16 protein-coding genes are annotated in these 14,453 nt (G+C 46.0%); 13 read left to right on the forward strand and 3 right to left on the reverse strand.

What is annotated here, in order from left to right:
- Positions 1 to 472: 472 nt before the first annotated feature.
- Complete coding sequence (locus ACF8CV_RS17670) at positions 473 to 946, reverse strand: aminoacyl-tRNA deacylase (protein ID WP_020835379.1); 474 nt, start codon at positions 944 to 946, stop codon at positions 473 to 475.
- Positions 939 to 1,907 carry a tRNA-modifying protein YgfZ gene (ygfZ, locus tag ACF8CV_RS17675; protein ID WP_005493910.1) on the reverse strand — a complete coding sequence of 323 codons (969 nt, stop codon included), beginning with the start codon at positions 1,905 to 1,907 and terminating at the stop codon, positions 939 to 941. The genes ACF8CV_RS17670 and ygfZ overlap by 8 nt, the downstream gene beginning before the upstream one ends.
- 404 nt (positions 1,908 to 2,311) lie before the next feature.
- Between ygfZ and ACF8CV_RS17680 the strand changes: the two genes are divergently transcribed.
- Positions 2,312 to 2,572, forward strand: coding sequence for a succinate dehydrogenase assembly factor 2 (locus tag ACF8CV_RS17680; RefSeq protein WP_005458651.1), 261 nt, complete (start codon positions 2,312 to 2,314; stop codon positions 2,570 to 2,572).
- Positions 2,544 to 2,966: a protein YgfX gene (locus ACF8CV_RS17685; RefSeq protein WP_323135442.1), complete on the forward strand. Its 423-nt coding sequence runs from the start codon at positions 2,544 to 2,546 to the stop codon at positions 2,964 to 2,966. The genes ACF8CV_RS17680 and ACF8CV_RS17685 overlap by 29 nt, the downstream gene beginning before the upstream one ends.
- A gap of 18 nt (positions 2,967 to 2,984) precedes the next feature.
- Here ACF8CV_RS17685 and nadB read toward each other — a convergent pair whose 3' ends face one another.
- Positions 2,985 to 4,607 carry an L-aspartate oxidase gene (gene nadB / locus ACF8CV_RS17690; protein WP_005490333.1) on the reverse strand — a complete coding sequence of 541 codons (1,623 nt, stop codon included), beginning with the start codon at positions 4,605 to 4,607 and terminating at the stop codon, positions 2,985 to 2,987.
- A 573-nt stretch (positions 4,608 to 5,180) separates the two neighbouring features.
- Here nadB and rpoE point away from each other — a divergent pair.
- The 11 genes from rpoE to acpS all read left to right on the forward strand — a co-directional run bounded on the left by rpoE (position 5,181) and on the right by acpS (position 14,393).
- On the forward strand, positions 5,181 to 5,759 hold the full coding sequence (gene rpoE / locus ACF8CV_RS17695) for an RNA polymerase sigma factor RpoE (RefSeq protein WP_005493913.1): 579 nt from the start codon (positions 5,181 to 5,183) through the stop codon (positions 5,757 to 5,759).
- A 26-nt stretch (positions 5,760 to 5,785) separates the two neighbouring features.
- Positions 5,786 to 6,412: a sigma-E factor negative regulatory protein gene (locus tag ACF8CV_RS17700; protein WP_208870999.1), complete on the forward strand. Its 627-nt coding sequence runs from the start codon at positions 5,786 to 5,788 to the stop codon at positions 6,410 to 6,412.
- Complete coding sequence (rseB, locus tag ACF8CV_RS17705) at positions 6,409 to 7,371, forward strand: sigma-E factor regulatory protein RseB (protein ID WP_005490311.1); 963 nt, start codon at positions 6,409 to 6,411, stop codon at positions 7,369 to 7,371. The genes ACF8CV_RS17700 and rseB overlap by 4 nt, the downstream gene beginning before the upstream one ends.
- The gene (locus ACF8CV_RS17710; RefSeq protein WP_208870998.1) at positions 7,371 to 7,841 is read left to right on the forward strand and encodes a SoxR reducing system RseC family protein; all 471 of its coding nucleotides are present in this window, start codon (positions 7,371 to 7,373) and stop codon (positions 7,839 to 7,841) included. Before rseB ends, ACF8CV_RS17710 begins: the two co-directional genes overlap by 1 nt.
- Positions 7,842 to 7,968: 127 nt before the next feature.
- Complete coding sequence (lepA, locus tag ACF8CV_RS17715; RefSeq protein ID WP_005460681.1) at positions 7,969 to 9,762, forward strand: translation elongation factor 4; 1,794 nt, start codon at positions 7,969 to 7,971, stop codon at positions 9,760 to 9,762.
- Between the two features lie 103 nt (positions 9,763 to 9,865).
- Positions 9,866 to 10,765, forward strand: coding sequence for a signal peptidase I (gene lepB / locus ACF8CV_RS17720; protein WP_005460682.1), 900 nt, complete (start codon positions 9,866 to 9,868; stop codon positions 10,763 to 10,765).
- A gap of 20 nt (positions 10,766 to 10,785) precedes the next feature.
- Positions 10,786 to 11,463 (forward strand): ribonuclease III, encoded by a 678-nt coding sequence (gene rnc, locus ACF8CV_RS17725; RefSeq protein ID WP_005460683.1) that lies wholly within the window; start codon positions 10,786 to 10,788, stop codon positions 11,461 to 11,463.
- Positions 11,456 to 12,418, forward strand: a complete 963-nt coding sequence (era, locus tag ACF8CV_RS17730) for a GTPase Era (RefSeq protein WP_005460684.1) — start codon at positions 11,456 to 11,458, stop codon at positions 12,416 to 12,418. The genes rnc and era overlap by 8 nt, the downstream gene beginning before the upstream one ends.
- 121 nt (positions 12,419 to 12,539) lie before the next feature.
- Positions 12,540 to 13,271 carry a DNA repair protein RecO gene (gene recO / locus ACF8CV_RS17735; RefSeq protein ID WP_138938651.1) on the forward strand — a complete coding sequence of 244 codons (732 nt, stop codon included), beginning with the start codon at positions 12,540 to 12,542 and terminating at the stop codon, positions 13,269 to 13,271.
- Positions 13,268 to 13,999 carry a pyridoxine 5'-phosphate synthase gene (pdxJ, locus tag ACF8CV_RS17740; protein ID WP_005484124.1) on the forward strand — a complete coding sequence of 244 codons (732 nt, stop codon included), beginning with the start codon at positions 13,268 to 13,270 and terminating at the stop codon, positions 13,997 to 13,999. The genes recO and pdxJ overlap by 4 nt, the downstream gene beginning before the upstream one ends.
- A gap of 13 nt (positions 14,000 to 14,012) precedes the next feature.
- Complete coding sequence (acpS, locus tag ACF8CV_RS17745) at positions 14,013 to 14,393, forward strand: holo-ACP synthase (protein WP_017449143.1); 381 nt, start codon at positions 14,013 to 14,015, stop codon at positions 14,391 to 14,393.
- Positions 14,394 to 14,453 lie beyond the last annotated feature (60 nt).

Raw genomic sequence — 14,453 nt, forward strand, 5'->3', positions numbered from 1 at the left:
ACACTGGAAAGAACCCAAATGTTTCTGTTCTCCTTCATACGTGGTGCATTAAGCAATAGTTTTGTTACAGAAATAAGAATAGAAGGAAAATGATTGTTTGCTAATTGTTTCTTTTTCAAACCTACACCTTCTATCTAAGTGTTATAGCTTGCTTACACAAGATTAGATGAGACTGCTTGAAAAAAGTTCCAAGCAAAAAAAAGCCCGCTTGAGCGGGCGAATAGTCACAGATGCATTACACAAAAGTGGATAGCTGACATCACGAGCGTGGTCATGCGTGTCAGCCGATTCACTTTATGTTGGTTAAGTGCTTGTTGAAAACTTAACCAACAGAATCAGCATATACGAGTTTTATAATGGTGACTATTTATGTTTTAATTTTGATTAAAAATTCTGTGGCGTGTTTTTATAGATATGAGGGAGATCACGCAGTGATGAGAACACTGCGCTTTATTGCATTATGAATTAGATGTTAACGACAGATTTCGGCCACGGTGGGGTGGCACAACTGAACCAAATCGTCGATGGATAACGCCAGCCCTGCCATGCGGTCCCCACTGCTGATGGTGACTTCACGTTCTTCCAATAAGCTTGGGTCAAACACAATCGGCATCTGTCGTTTGAGTAATAACGGCGTCACAGTGCCAATTTTATAACCAGTGATGGCTTCTACATCGGCCTGATCGACACAAGTCATGCGGCGACATTGCAGTAAAGCTCGTACCTTTTTTGGATCCACACTGCGATCACCAGGGGCGCAGGCGAGGGCGTATTGATTGCCCATGTCTCGCAGCAATATCGCTTTGACCATTTGAGAAGGGCGAATGCCGCGTTGTTGCGCGGCATCCTCAATTGTTGTGGCTGGTCTTTGATGCGGAAGCAGACGAAACGTGATGTTTTGGTCGGCAAGAAACTGCATCAAAGGAGTATGAATGGCATTATTCATCATCAAGGCTGTAAGGCAATTCTGCGATGGTCCATTCACAATCAGGCTGAGACGTCAAACGAAGGCGAGTGTCGTCATCCAGATTATTTGGTAACACGATCAAACCCATAGCTTGGTTATCACTGAATTGATAGTGAGCCAGTAACGTGCCGACTGAGCGCCAGTTGTCGCCTACGCTGCGTTCTAGTTCAATCGCATCATCGTTTAACGCGGTCGACGTTACGCCTTTCACGATGTACATAGCGCGCTTGTTTGTGCCGCGGTATTTCGCTCGAGCTACGGTTTCTTGGCCTGTGTAACAGCCTTTAGTGAAGCTAATGCCACCTAGGGCTTGAATGTTCAAGGCTTGTGGAATGTGCTCGTTTTGCGCTGTGGCAGAAACGAATGGCAGTGCAGATTCAATGTCGAACCGAGTCCAAAGCTCGCGTGTTGTCAGCGTAGCATCGCTGTTTTCGATCAGTGCTTGCGCCGCTTCTTCTGTCACAACAAGTAACCAACGGTTCGCCTCTACTTTTACCGCAGTGCCGCCATTGATGATGCGTACATCACCGGCATCTTCATTTAAAGCAGACACAAACGCATCGGCGTTGACACCTGCAACGCCAAGAATCACATCGTTAGATTCTTCAATCGTGACTTTGGAAAATACGGCGTATTTTTTTATTTCTTTCAGTTCGATTTCAATCGCAGATTTCGGCTGGATCATGCCGTAGCCATCACCATGATGGAACAAGCGGAATACACTCCACACTTTACCTTTCGCGTCGCAGTGCGCACCGAGTGTTGATTGGTCTTTTTCTAGAGAAACCACATCACAGGTAACTTGACCATGCAGGTACGATTTTTTGTCATCGCCTACCATGGTGATCATGCCTAGATGATCGAGTCGTGAGATAGACAGTTCTGGTAGAGCATCTTGAGTCGATAGGTTGAGCGGTGAAAAGCGAGTTTGCCATTCCATGATTACAATGCCTTTTGAAGATATTTTTCAGCTATGTTAAATGCAGATTCACCATTTGTCAGCTTTCAATATGCCCAAGTCACCTTAAGGTGTTCGGTTTAGCGAGAACCGCTCAGTTTTCAGATGTAGCGGTAATTTGGAAATCTAATCAACCTTGAGTAAGAAACGTCAACAACGTATGCCAATCAAGGATAGGTGACGTTTTCTATCGTGATTTCATGGCAGAATAATTAGGAAAGAGCTCGCTGTTGCTAAACGTGAGGTTCAGTGGTGTTGAATCAGTGACCAGCTTTGAATCTGACACCTTGAAGTTACTTAACGTATTGTGACCCGCACACTAGTGACGTAGCACATCCCTTGTTACACTCCGCATTAATAACAAGACATCTATGAAGGAATAATGAATGTACACTCCTGAAGAAAAGGCGCGTATTAAATGGGCTTGTCGTCGTGGCATGCTTGAGCTGGATGTGGTGATTATGCCGTTTTTTGAAGAGTGCTTTGATGCGCTGAACGAACAAGAACAGCGTGACTTTGTTTCTCTGCTTGAATGTGATGATCCAGATCTGTTCACTTGGGTGATGGGACATGGTCGTAGCGAGAACCTAGGCCACGCAGCAATGGTTGATAAAATTGTTGCCCACAACCTCAGCAAAGTTCGTTAATCTTAACGTATCTTCCTCAATTACGGCTCAAGTCAGCAATCTGACCGTTTTCTTAAGCTTGACTTGGGCCGTGTCGCTTTCCGACATTCCGCTCGTATTATCGATTTATTTGTTATTACTGATTGCTAGCAAGCTACGTGATCCAGGCTTTGTCCTTTTGTCGAGTCAAGGACATTGGTATGTGCACAGCGACGGCACGGTAAAAAATGAAACGAGTAATTCGCATATCAAACACGTCAACCTGACGACGCTGCCTTTTAAACTCTCCTTTACGCTAGAGTCGGATGAAATGGTGACGATTTGGCGAGACAGTTGTGATGAACGGTGCTATCGGCAACTTTCCTTGATTTTGCGTCAATGGAAAATGAAACAGGGAGCCAAAGCTCCCTGTTGATAAGCGTTACATTCGATATTAATTATCGGTTAACTGCTTTGCTGGTACCAGAATTGTCGGGCCGCTGTTTTCCAGTTGATTTGGGTAATCAAGCGTGTAGTGCAGGCCGCGGCTCTCTTTACGCTGCATTGCACAGCGAACCATAAGCTCTGCAACTTGCAGTAGATTACGCAGCTCCAACAAGTTATTAGATACGCGGAAGTTACTGTAGTACTCATGCGTTTCTTGTTGTAGCAGTTGAATGCGGCGCAATGCACGTTCTAAGCGCTTATCGGTACGCACAATGCCCATGTAGTCCCACATGAACAGGCGAAGTTCGTGCCAGTTGTGTTGAATAATAACTTCTTCATCACTGTTGGTGACTTGGCTTTCATCCCAACATGGAACACGTGAAGGCAGCTCAACGCTGGTGTGATGTTTCAGAATATCTTTTGCAGCAGACCACGCATAAACCACACATTCCAACAGTGAGTTCGATGCCATACGGTTAGCACCATGCAAGCCGGTGTAGCTCACTTCGCCAATCGCGTATAGGTTTTTCAAATCCGTATGACCGTTTTGATCCACCATCACGCCGCCACAGGTATAGTGCGCAGCTGGTACGATTGGAATAGGCTCTTTGGTCATATCAATGCCCAAGTCCATCAAGCGCGAGTAAATGGTGGGGAAGTGCTTGGTGATGAAGTCCGCTGGTTTATGACTGATGTCGAGATACATGCAGTCTGCACCCAAGCGTTTCATTTCGAAGTCGATGGCACGAGCGACAACATCGCGGGGGGCGAGTTCTTTACGCTCATCAAAATCTGGCATAAAGCGAGTGCCGTCTGGGCGACGAAGGTAGGCGCCTTCACCACGAAGGGCCTCGGTCAGCAAGAAGTTGCGAGCTTCAGGGTGGTAAAGGCAAGTTGGGTGGAACTGGTTGAACTCTAAGTTCGCCACTCGACAGCCCGCTCGCCACGCGATAGCAATACCATCACCCGATGAGACATCAGGGTTAGAGGTGTATTGATAAACCTTTGACGCGCCACCTGTCGCTAGAACCACAAATTTGGCGCGCACGGTTTCTACGTGCTCTTCGTTTCGGTTCCAGATATAGGCACCGATGACTTTGTTTTTATCACCACCGATTTTATCTTCAGTGATCAAGTCCAGAGCGTTGTGGCGTTCAAGAACATGAATATTGGGATGGTTGTGGGCGTTGTCCTGCAATGAGGTTTGCATTGCCATACCGGTTGCGTCTGCGGCGTGCAGAATACGGCGGCGGCTGTGGCCACCTTCGCGGGTTAGGTGGTAACGAGGTTCATCGTCAGAATCATCGTCTTCACGGTCAAACGGTACACCGCCGTCAATCAGCCATTGCACACATTCTTTTGAGTGTTCTGCAATGAATCTCACGGTCTCTTCGTCACAGATACCATCCCCGGCAATTTGGGTATCTTCAACGTGCGACTCAATGGTGTCGGATTCATCGAACACCGCGGCAATACCGCCTTGAGCGTAGTAAGTTGCCCCTTCGCTGCGCGGTCCTTTGCTGAGTACCATTACTTTACAGTGGTTTGCGACACGTAAAGCCAACGACAAGCCCGCAGCGCCACTCCCTACCACTAACACATCACATTCATGTTCACGATTTGTGTTCATATAACTTTTATAATCCCAAGCTAAGGTAACAACGTTACCTTGTGTATTATTTGCACACCATGTGCATTCCATATGCGTGACATCCGTCACTAAGGGCTAAGTTGGGAGACTTATCTAAATCACAGTTACTCTGGTGACTTGAGCCACTCTTCTTTTTGCATGCTTAGGTCATTGAGGCCTAATGACACACGGTTGTTTTCTGAGTTTTGGTTGAAAACGCGTTATTCAGACAGCCAATAGCCATGCAAATGAAAAGTAATAGTTTGTCAATCTCATTGCTTTTCTAGTTTCTACCCAGCACAATCTGGGACAGAGATCATCCATTATACCCATTTCCCTTTAATATGCTCGCTTGTCAAATTAGACATAAGTCAGGCAGTGCATGGGATTTGGCGCATGACATCACACTGTGAAAAAACAATGACAAAAAACTTGAGAAACCATGGAACTTTCTCATTCACATTGGAGTCACAATAGTGCTCAAGTAAGCAGTGGTGTCAATACTACGTTTTGCATAATTAGTACCCATATCTGAGAAGAGTAGGGGCATAACAAATAGGAGTATCCGCTCGAATGAACGAGCAGCTGACCGATCAAGTATTGATTGAGCGAGTTCAGAATGGTGATAAGCAAGCATTCAACCTGCTGGTAACAAAGTATCAGAACAAGGTGTGTAATCTTATTTCCAGATACGTTAGTAATCCTGGCGATGTACCAGATGTAGCACAAGAAGCCTTTATCAAAGCTTACCGAGCTATCCCTAGCTTTCGCGGGGAAAGTGCGTTTTATACGTGGCTGTATCGCATTGCAGTGAATACTGCGAAAAATCACATTGTGGCTCAAGGGCGCAGACCCCCAGCGACAGATGTTGATGCTGAAGAAGCTGAATTTTACGAAACAGGTAGTGCACTTAAAGAAATTTCGAACCCTGAGAACTTAACGTTGTCCAAAGAATTGCAACGGGTAGTGTTCAGTGCAATCGAAGCTTTACCTGAAGATTTAAAGACAGCAATGACATTGCGAGAGCTCGATGGCTTAAGTTATGAAGAAATTGCTGAAGTAATGGATTGCCCGGTAGGAACGGTACGTTCACGTATCTTCCGTGCTCGTGAAGCGGTGGAAAAGAAAATCAGACCTCTTTTACAGCGCTAGTACAAGTAATAACTATGGTGAAAACAATGGCTGACAAAGAACAACTTTCAGCTCTCATGGATGGAGAATTGGTCGATAAGGCTTTAATTCAAGAGTTAGAGCAAGACCAAGAGAGCCGTGAAGCTTGGCAGAATTATCACCTAATTGGTGATGTGATGCGAGGCGAGGCGCCAGCAAAACCTGAGTGGAATATTGCTGAAAGCGTAGCGTTAGCGTTAGAAGACGAACCTGTGCATCGTGCGATCGATTCGCGCAGTGCCAATGTCATTTCAATCGCTGATGCGCCTAAAGAGTCGCAACCAGAACCGCAAAAAGCCAAACGTCAGTTGCCAGCGTGGTTAACTCAGTTTGGGCAAGTCGCTGTTGCTGCATGTGTGTCGCTAGTCGTTATCTTAGGTGTGCAGCAATACGGTGGTAGCGATCCAATGTCGCCACAAGCTGAACAGTTACCAGTTTTGCAAACCGTTCCGTTTGCAGGCAGTGCTGAACCTGTGAGCTTAACTCGTGAGTCCGTAGATCGCTCAGTGGGTGAGGCAAATATGCAGGAGCAACGTAAACGCGTTCATGCTATGCTGCGTGACTACGAATTGCAGTTAAGAATTAACAGTGACGCATCTCAGCAAGATGCGCATCTGACTCCGGATAGTGAATGAAAAAATTTCTGATCAGCGCTTGCGCTCTGTTCAGTATGATGTCTTCGCAAGCCTTTGCTGGTGATAAGCCGGCGGAGGCTTTATTGCATCAAATGAGCGAGGCGAGTAAGAATTTAAGTTACGAACTTTCTTACATCCTTATCAAAAAGAACAGCATTGAGCCTTTGCTGTATCGTCACGCGACACACGGCGAAGATCAGTACGCTCATCTTGTTTATTTAAGTGGACCTGTACGTGAGGTGATTCGTCGCGGAACAGAAGTGAGTTATATCGAAACTGGCGTGGAACCGTTCACTATCGAATCAGGCAAAATGGTTGCACCAACGATACCGATGCTTAACACCAATATCGACGAGCTAAACCTGTATTACGACTACGTTCAAGTAGGGCGTGCGCGTGAAGCCGGTGTTCCAACTCAGGTATTACGCATTGTGCCGAAAGACGGACTACGTTATTCCTATGTCCTTTGGATTGACGAAAAGAGCAAATTGCCACTTCGCGCCGATCTTGTCGATCGTGATGGCGAGATGCTAGAGCAATACCGCACGATCTCTTACACAGTAAACCCTAAAATTGCAGAGTTGATGAGCGGCCTTGAAGACGTTCAACTTCCTGCTGTGCTTACAATGCCGAAAGGTGAAATTGGCACGAGCAATTGGACTGTGGGCTGGACTCCAGACGGTTTTCATCCAAACGATCTCAACCGCTACCGTATGGCATCAACAGACCAAATGGTAGAAAGTCAGTTGTATTCTGATGGCTTGTTCAACTTCTCTGTTTACGTAGCAAACAAAGATGAGCATTCATTAAAAGGACAACTGGTTCGTCAAGGCCGTAGAACCTTACACAGTTTTGTGAATGGTGATTATGAAATCTCTGTGGTCGGAGATATTCCGCCAGCTACGGCGCAGCGCATTGCTCAATCTGTCACATTTAATGTAACAAAGAGTAAGCAATAATGATGACTGCGTTAGCTACCGTGATCGGAGTAGAGCGTCACGGTAAGCAGTACGAGATAGATTTAAGCTGCGAGCAGCAAACGAGTTGCAGCAGCTGCTCCTCGCAAAAAAGTTGTGGCACAGGTGTTGTCACTAAAGCGATAGGTAATAAGAGCCTGTCGTGGCATCTGCGCACAGAAAAAAACGTGCAAGTCGGTCAAGTCGTGGAAATCGGCTTTCCTGAATCCAGCCTTATCAAGTCAGCCATGGCGGTGTATCTACTGCCTTTATTTGGTTTGATTCTTGGTGCTATGGTTGGTCATTTCTTACTGACTCCTCTGACCGCTGGTGGAGAAGGCAATGTTATTCTCGCATCCATGCTATTTGCAGGCGGTGGTATGTGGTTCGCAAAACACCTATCAAAACCGCTTGAAGATGAGTCAAAACGCCAAGTCACCCTCATTCGAGTTCTCGGTGAACCTATCCAATAAGCTCTACACTTTAAATTAGGTGCGCCCGTTAACGAAATTCGGTAGAATCTGCCAACTTGATTGAAATGCCGTCAAATGATGGCTTTCTTACTGTCCCAATTTGTAAAGAGTTAGTCACCCTAAATCTATGAAGCACATTCGTAACTTTTCGATTATCGCCCACATCGACCATGGTAAGTCGACCCTATCAGACCGTCTAATCCAAGTTTGTGGAGGATTAAGCGATCGTGAAATGGCCGCACAGGTTCTGGATTCTATGGATCTTGAACGTGAGCGTGGTATCACCATTAAATCTCAGAGTGTGACGCTAAACTACACCGCTAAAGACGGTGAAACTTATCAGCTGAACTTCATCGATACTCCGGGACACGTAGACTTTGCATACGAAGTATCACGTTCTCTAGCGGCTTGTGAAGGCGCGCTATTGGTTGTTGATGCTGGTCAGGGTGTAGAAGCGCAAACACTTGCTAACTGTTACACCGCGATCGAAATGGATCTGGAAGTAGTGCCAATCCTAAACAAGATCGACTTGCCAGCCGCTGATCCTGAACGTGTAGCTGAAGAAATTGAAGAAATCGTTGGTATTGATGCGATGGACGCAACACGCTGTTCTGCGAAGACAGGTCTGGGTGTTGAGGACGTTCTAGAAAACATCGTATCAGCAATTCCAGCACCAGAAGGTGATCCTGATGCGCCACTACAAGCGCTGATCATCGACTCATGGTTTGATAACTATCTTGGCGTAGTATCTTTGGTACGAATCAAAAACGGTTCACTGAAGAAGAACGACAAAATCAAAGTAATGAGCACAGGCCAAGCTTGGGGTGTAGACCGTTTGGGTATCTTTACACCTAAGCAAGTGGATACTGATGTTCTAAATACTGGCGAAGTAGGTTGGGTTGTTTGTGGTATCAAAGACATCCTAGGCGCACCAGTAGGTGATACGCTAACGTTAGCGAAGAACGGCAGCGACAAGCCACTTCCAGGCTTTAAGAAAGTAAAACCTCAGGTATACGCGGGTCTGTTCCCTGTATCATCTGACGATTACGAAAACTTCCGTGACGCACTGGGTAAATTGAGCCTAAACGATGCATCGCTATTCTACGAGCCAGAAAACTCAGCAGCGCTTGGTTTTGGTTTCCGTTGTGGTTTCCTTGGCATGCTGCACATGGAAATTATCCAAGAGCGTCTAGAGCGTGAATACGATCTCGACCTGATTACCACAGCGCCAACGGTAGTTTACGAAGTTGAGAAAACGGATGGTGAGCTACTGTACGTTGATAGCCCAGCGAAGCTACCTGCAATTAACGACATCGAAGAGATTCGTGAGCCGATTGCGCGTTGTAACATCTTGGTGCCTTCTGATTACCTAGGTAACGTGATCACACTGTGTGTGGAGAAGCGTGGTCTCCAAGTTGATATGGTTTACCACGGTAACCAAGTGGCAGTAACTTACGACATCCCAATGGCAGAAGTAGTACTCGATTTCTTCGACCGTCTGAAGTCAACTTCTCGTGGTTACGCATCTCTGGATTACAACTTCCAACGCTTTGAAGCGTCAAACATGGTACGCGTCGACGTACTATTGAACGGCGACAAAGTGGATGCTCTAGCGCTTATCACGCACAAAGATCAGTCTCAGACTCGTGGTCGTCAGCTGGTTGAGAAGATGAAAGAATTTATCCCTCGTCAGATGTTCGATATCGCGATTCAAGCGGCTATTGGTAACCACATCATTGCGCGTTCTACCGTTAAGCAGCTACGTAAAAACGTAATCGCAAAATGTTACGGTGGTGACGTGAGTCGTAAGAAGAAACTTCTGAAGAAACAGAAAGAAGGTAAGAAACGTATGAAGCAGATCGGTAACGTTGAACTGCCTCAAGAAGCGTTCCTAGCAATTCTTCACGTCGGCAAAGATTAGAGTTGAACTTTGTCCCGCTATTGTTGGTCATAAGACGTTAGAACTTAAATAAGTGAAAGGGTTTAGGCTCTTTCACTTTCGTATTTTTAGATAAGGGAATTTAATGGCGAATACATTCTCACTGATGCTGGTTATCGTCACCTTGGTAACGGGTGTAGTTTGGCTACTGGAAAAGCTGGTGTTTGCAAAAAAACGTCAAGCGAAAGTAGCGGAGATTCAAGCGCAAACTACAAATGGTTTGGATGCGGTCACTCTACAGAAAGTGGAGCGCCAGCCATGGTGGATTGAAAACAGTGTGTCTATTTTCCCTGTTATCGCTTTCGTCTTAGTATTACGTTCTTTTATCTATGAACCTTTTCAAATCCCGTCAGGTTCAATGATGCCCACCTTGCTGGTTGGCGATTTCATTTTAGTTGAGAAGTACGCGTATGGTCTAAAAGACCCAGTATGGCGTACTCAGCTAGTGGAAACTGGTAAGCCTGAACGTGGTGATATTGTTGTCTTTAAATACCCACCTCAACCAAGCGTTGATTACATCAAACGTGTCGTTGGTTTGCCGGGTGACATTGTTCGTTATTCTGGTGATAAGCAGTTGTGCATTCAAAGCCAAGGCGAATCCAGCTGTAAGCCAGTTAAACTGAGCAATGTAGAAGAGAGTCAATTCAAATCAAACGGTATCCCAATGATCCAACTGGATGAGAAATTGGGTAACGTTGAGCACAATATTTTGGTTAACCCACTTGTACGTAACCGTGTGGAGCAATACTTCCCACGTAGCGGTACAACTGAATGGGTGGTACCACAAGGTCAGTACTTTGTGATGGGTGATAACCGTGACAACAGTGCAGACAGCCGTTACTGGGGCTTTGTTCCTGAAGCTAACCTTGTCGGCAAAGCTGTTGCCATTTGGATCAGCTTTGAGTTTGATCGTGGCGCAGATAGCGTTCTACCTTCATGGATCCCAACTGGTGTGCGTTTCAACCGCATCGGTGGTATTCACTAACTATTTAATATCGAGAGAGTATGAATTCTCCAATTGATAAACTAGAGAGAAAGCTCGGCTACCAATTTAAGGATGCTGGGCTTATCAACTTGGCGCTGACTCACCGCAGCGCCAACAGCAAGCACAATGAACGTCTTGAGTTTCTGGGCGATTCAATTTTAAGTTTTGTCATCGCTGATGATCTGTACCATCGTTTTCCGAAAGTGAACGAGGGTGACATGAGCCGTATGCGCGCTACTCTGGTACGTGGACACACATTGGCGGAACTGGGTCGTGAATTCGATCTAGGAGATTATTTAAAATTAGGTCCAGGTGAATTGAAGAGTGGCGGTTTCCGCCGAGACTCTATTCTAGCCGATGCGGTAGAAGCCATTATTGGTGCGATTTACCTAGATAGTGATATTGAGAAAGTACGCAGTATTGTTCTGAGTTGGTACAACTCGCGTCTTGAAGCCATCAAACCTGGCGTATCACAAAAAGACCCAAAAACTCGCCTACAAGAGTTCCTGCAAGGCAGAAGAAAACCGCTGCCTGTCTACACAGTGACTAATATTAAAGGTGAAGCGCACAACCAAGAGTTTACGGTTGAGTGTGAAGTAGCAGGTGTGGATAAGCCTGTAATCGGTAAAGGCACCAGCCGCCGCAAGGCAGAACAGGCGGCAGCAGAAACAGCACTAGAGCAATTAACTAATGGCTGATAACGAATTCGACATCGATGCGTTTTTCGCATCACATGGTGAGGTGAGCTCACCGGAAAACCAGCATTGTGGTTTCATTGCCATTGTTGGTCGTCCTAACGTGGGTAAATCGACGCTTCTGAACAAAATTTTAGGTCAGAAGATTTCGATCACGTCACGTAAGCCACAAACGACGCGTCACCGTATCATGGGCGTCGACACAGATGGCGATTACCAAGCGATTTACGTTGATACTCCAGGACTTCACATTGAAGAAAAACGTGCAATCAACCGTTTGATGAACCGCGCTGCAAACTCATCGTTGAGTGACGTGAACCTAGTTTTCTTCTTGGTTGATGGTACCCATTGGACTAAAGACGACGAGATGGTGTTGACCAAGCTTCAGAAATCGAACTTCCCTGTTGTACTTTGTGTTAACAAAGTCGATAACGTGCAAGATCGTAATGAAGTGATGCTACACATGGCTGAAATGTCTAAAAAAATGGACTTTGTCGATGTAGTGCCAATCTCTGCAAAGCAAGGTAAGAACATTGATGTATTGCGCAAGCACGTACGTAATCACCTGCCGAAAGCGACGCATCACTTCCCTGAAGAATACGTAACGGATCGCTCTCAGCGTTTCATGGCTTCAGAAATCGTACGTGAAAAGCTAATGCGCTTTACTGGTGATGAACTGCCATATTCTGTAACGGTTGAGATTGAGCGTTTCGATTACAACCCAGAAACCGACGGTTTCCATATCAACGCCCTGATTCTTGTTGAACGTAATGGTCAGAAGAAGATGGTGATTGGTAAAGGCGGCGAGAAGATCAAAACCATTGGTCGTGAAGCACGTCTAGATATGGAAGAGTTGTTCGGTCGTAAAGTTTATCTAGAGACTTGGGTTAAAGTGAAGTCTGGTTGGGCAGATGACGAACGTGCACTACGCTCACTGGGTTACATCGACGATCTATAATTTGAGGCGAGAGCACTTCGTTTCAATATTAAGTAGAATCCAATATCGATTAAAATAAGGAGCCGCATGGCTCCTTATTTTTTACTATTCTGGCATTAGATTTTTAGGCACACAGATTTAGATGAGCAACTTATCCGCAGAAGGTTTTCAACGCTGCTTTGTCCTGCACCGACGCCCTTACAGTGAATCGAGCTTAATCCTTGATGTATTTAGCGAGGAATATGGTCGTATCACGTTAATGGCCAAGGGCGCGCGTAGTAAACGCTCCAATCTAAAAGGCGCACTACAACCTTTTACGCCGCTATTGCTTAAATGGTCTGGTAAAGGGTCGATGAAAACGTTGCGCCAAGCAGAGCCTATCAGCCTCGGTTTACCTTTATTTGGGATCAACCTGTACTCAGCCATGTACGTCAACGAGCTCGTTGGGCGAGTACTAATGGCAGAAGTCCCAATGCCTGCACTGTTTCATGATTACCTGCATGCCTTAACCGAGCTCGCTCAGTGTGAAAACCCAGAACCCGCATTACGCCGTTTTGAGTTGGCTTTGCTCTCTTCAATGGGGTATGGCATCGACTTTTTGCACTGTGCTGGCACGGGTGAGCCGGTCGATCCTGAGATGACCTACCGTTACCGAGAACAAAAGGGATTTATCGCATCGGTAAGGCGCGACAATCTAACATTTCTGGGCAATGAGCTGATTGCAATCAGTGAGCGGCGGTTTGTCACTAAAGAGCAGTTAAAAGCGGCAAAACGCTTTACACGTATAGCCTTAAAGCCGTATCTTGGCGGCAAACCTTTAAAAAGTCGTGAATTGTTTATTCAGACACCCAGAGCACGGAGTAATGGAAAATGAGCTCAATTTATTTAGGCGTTAATATCGACCATATTGCCACTCTACGTAATGCGCGTGGTACAAAATACCCAGATCCTGTACACGCTGCGGAAATCGCAGAGCGTGCTGGGGCGGACGGCATTACCATCCACCTGCGTGAAGACCGTCGCCATATTTTGGATCGTGATGTGCGTATTCTACGTGAGACGATTCAAACACGTATGAATCTAGAAATGGCGGTCACTGAGGAAATGGTTGAGATCGCACTAAAAACTAAGCCAGAGTTTGTTTGTCTCGTACCAGAAAAGCGTGAAGAGCTCACTACTGAAGGCGGCTTAGATGTGGTTGGCCAACTTGAGAAAGTAAAAGCGGCAACGCAAAAGCTAACGGAAGCGGGCATTAAAGTTTCTCTGTTTATTGATGCGGATCGTCAGCAAATTGAAGCGGCGAAGCAGTGTGGTGCACCATTTATCGAGCTTCATACTGGTCATTACGCTGATGCAGAAACAGAAGAAGAGCAACAAGCAGAGTTGAAGAAGATTGCTGCGGGTGCAAGCTACGCTGATGACCTTGGTATTATTGTGAATGCTGGCCACGGTCTGACTTACCACAACGTGGCACCAATTGCTGCGCTACCAGAAATTTACGAGTTGAACATTGGTCACTCTATCATTGGCCGTGCAGTGTTTGATGGCCTAGAAAAGTCTGTGGCAGAGATGAAAGCACTGATGATCGCGGCACGCAAATAACTAGGTTCTACGAATGGCTATTTTAGGTTTAGGAACCGACATTGCTGAAATCGAGCGTATAGAGAAAGCGCTAGGCCGCAGTGGTGAACCTTTTGCTCGACGTATTCTCTCTGAGGATGAAATGGCAAAGTTTTCGCAACTTAAGCAGCAAGGGCGTTATCTTGCTAAGCGTTTTGCCGCTAAAGAGGCAGCATCGAAAGCGCTTGGTACAGGAATTGCACAAGGCGTAACTTTTCATGATTTTACCGTCTCGAATGATGAGTTGGGTAAGCCAATTTTAATGCTGTCTGGCGTGGCTCAAAAAATGGCGCAGACGATGGGCGTTAATCACGTGCACTTATCCATTTCTGATGAACGTCACTACGCGGTTGCGACCGTGATTCTTGAATCCTAACCCTTTAAGTTGAATAACAAAAGCCAGAGCAAATGCTCTGGCTTTTTTGTATGAAGTTTA

It is taken from the genome of Vibrio sp. zbq_1 (assembly GCF_043102935.1).
In the GTDB taxonomy this organism is placed as follows: Bacteria; Pseudomonadota; Gammaproteobacteria; order Enterobacterales; family Vibrionaceae; genus Vibrio; species Vibrio parahaemolyticus.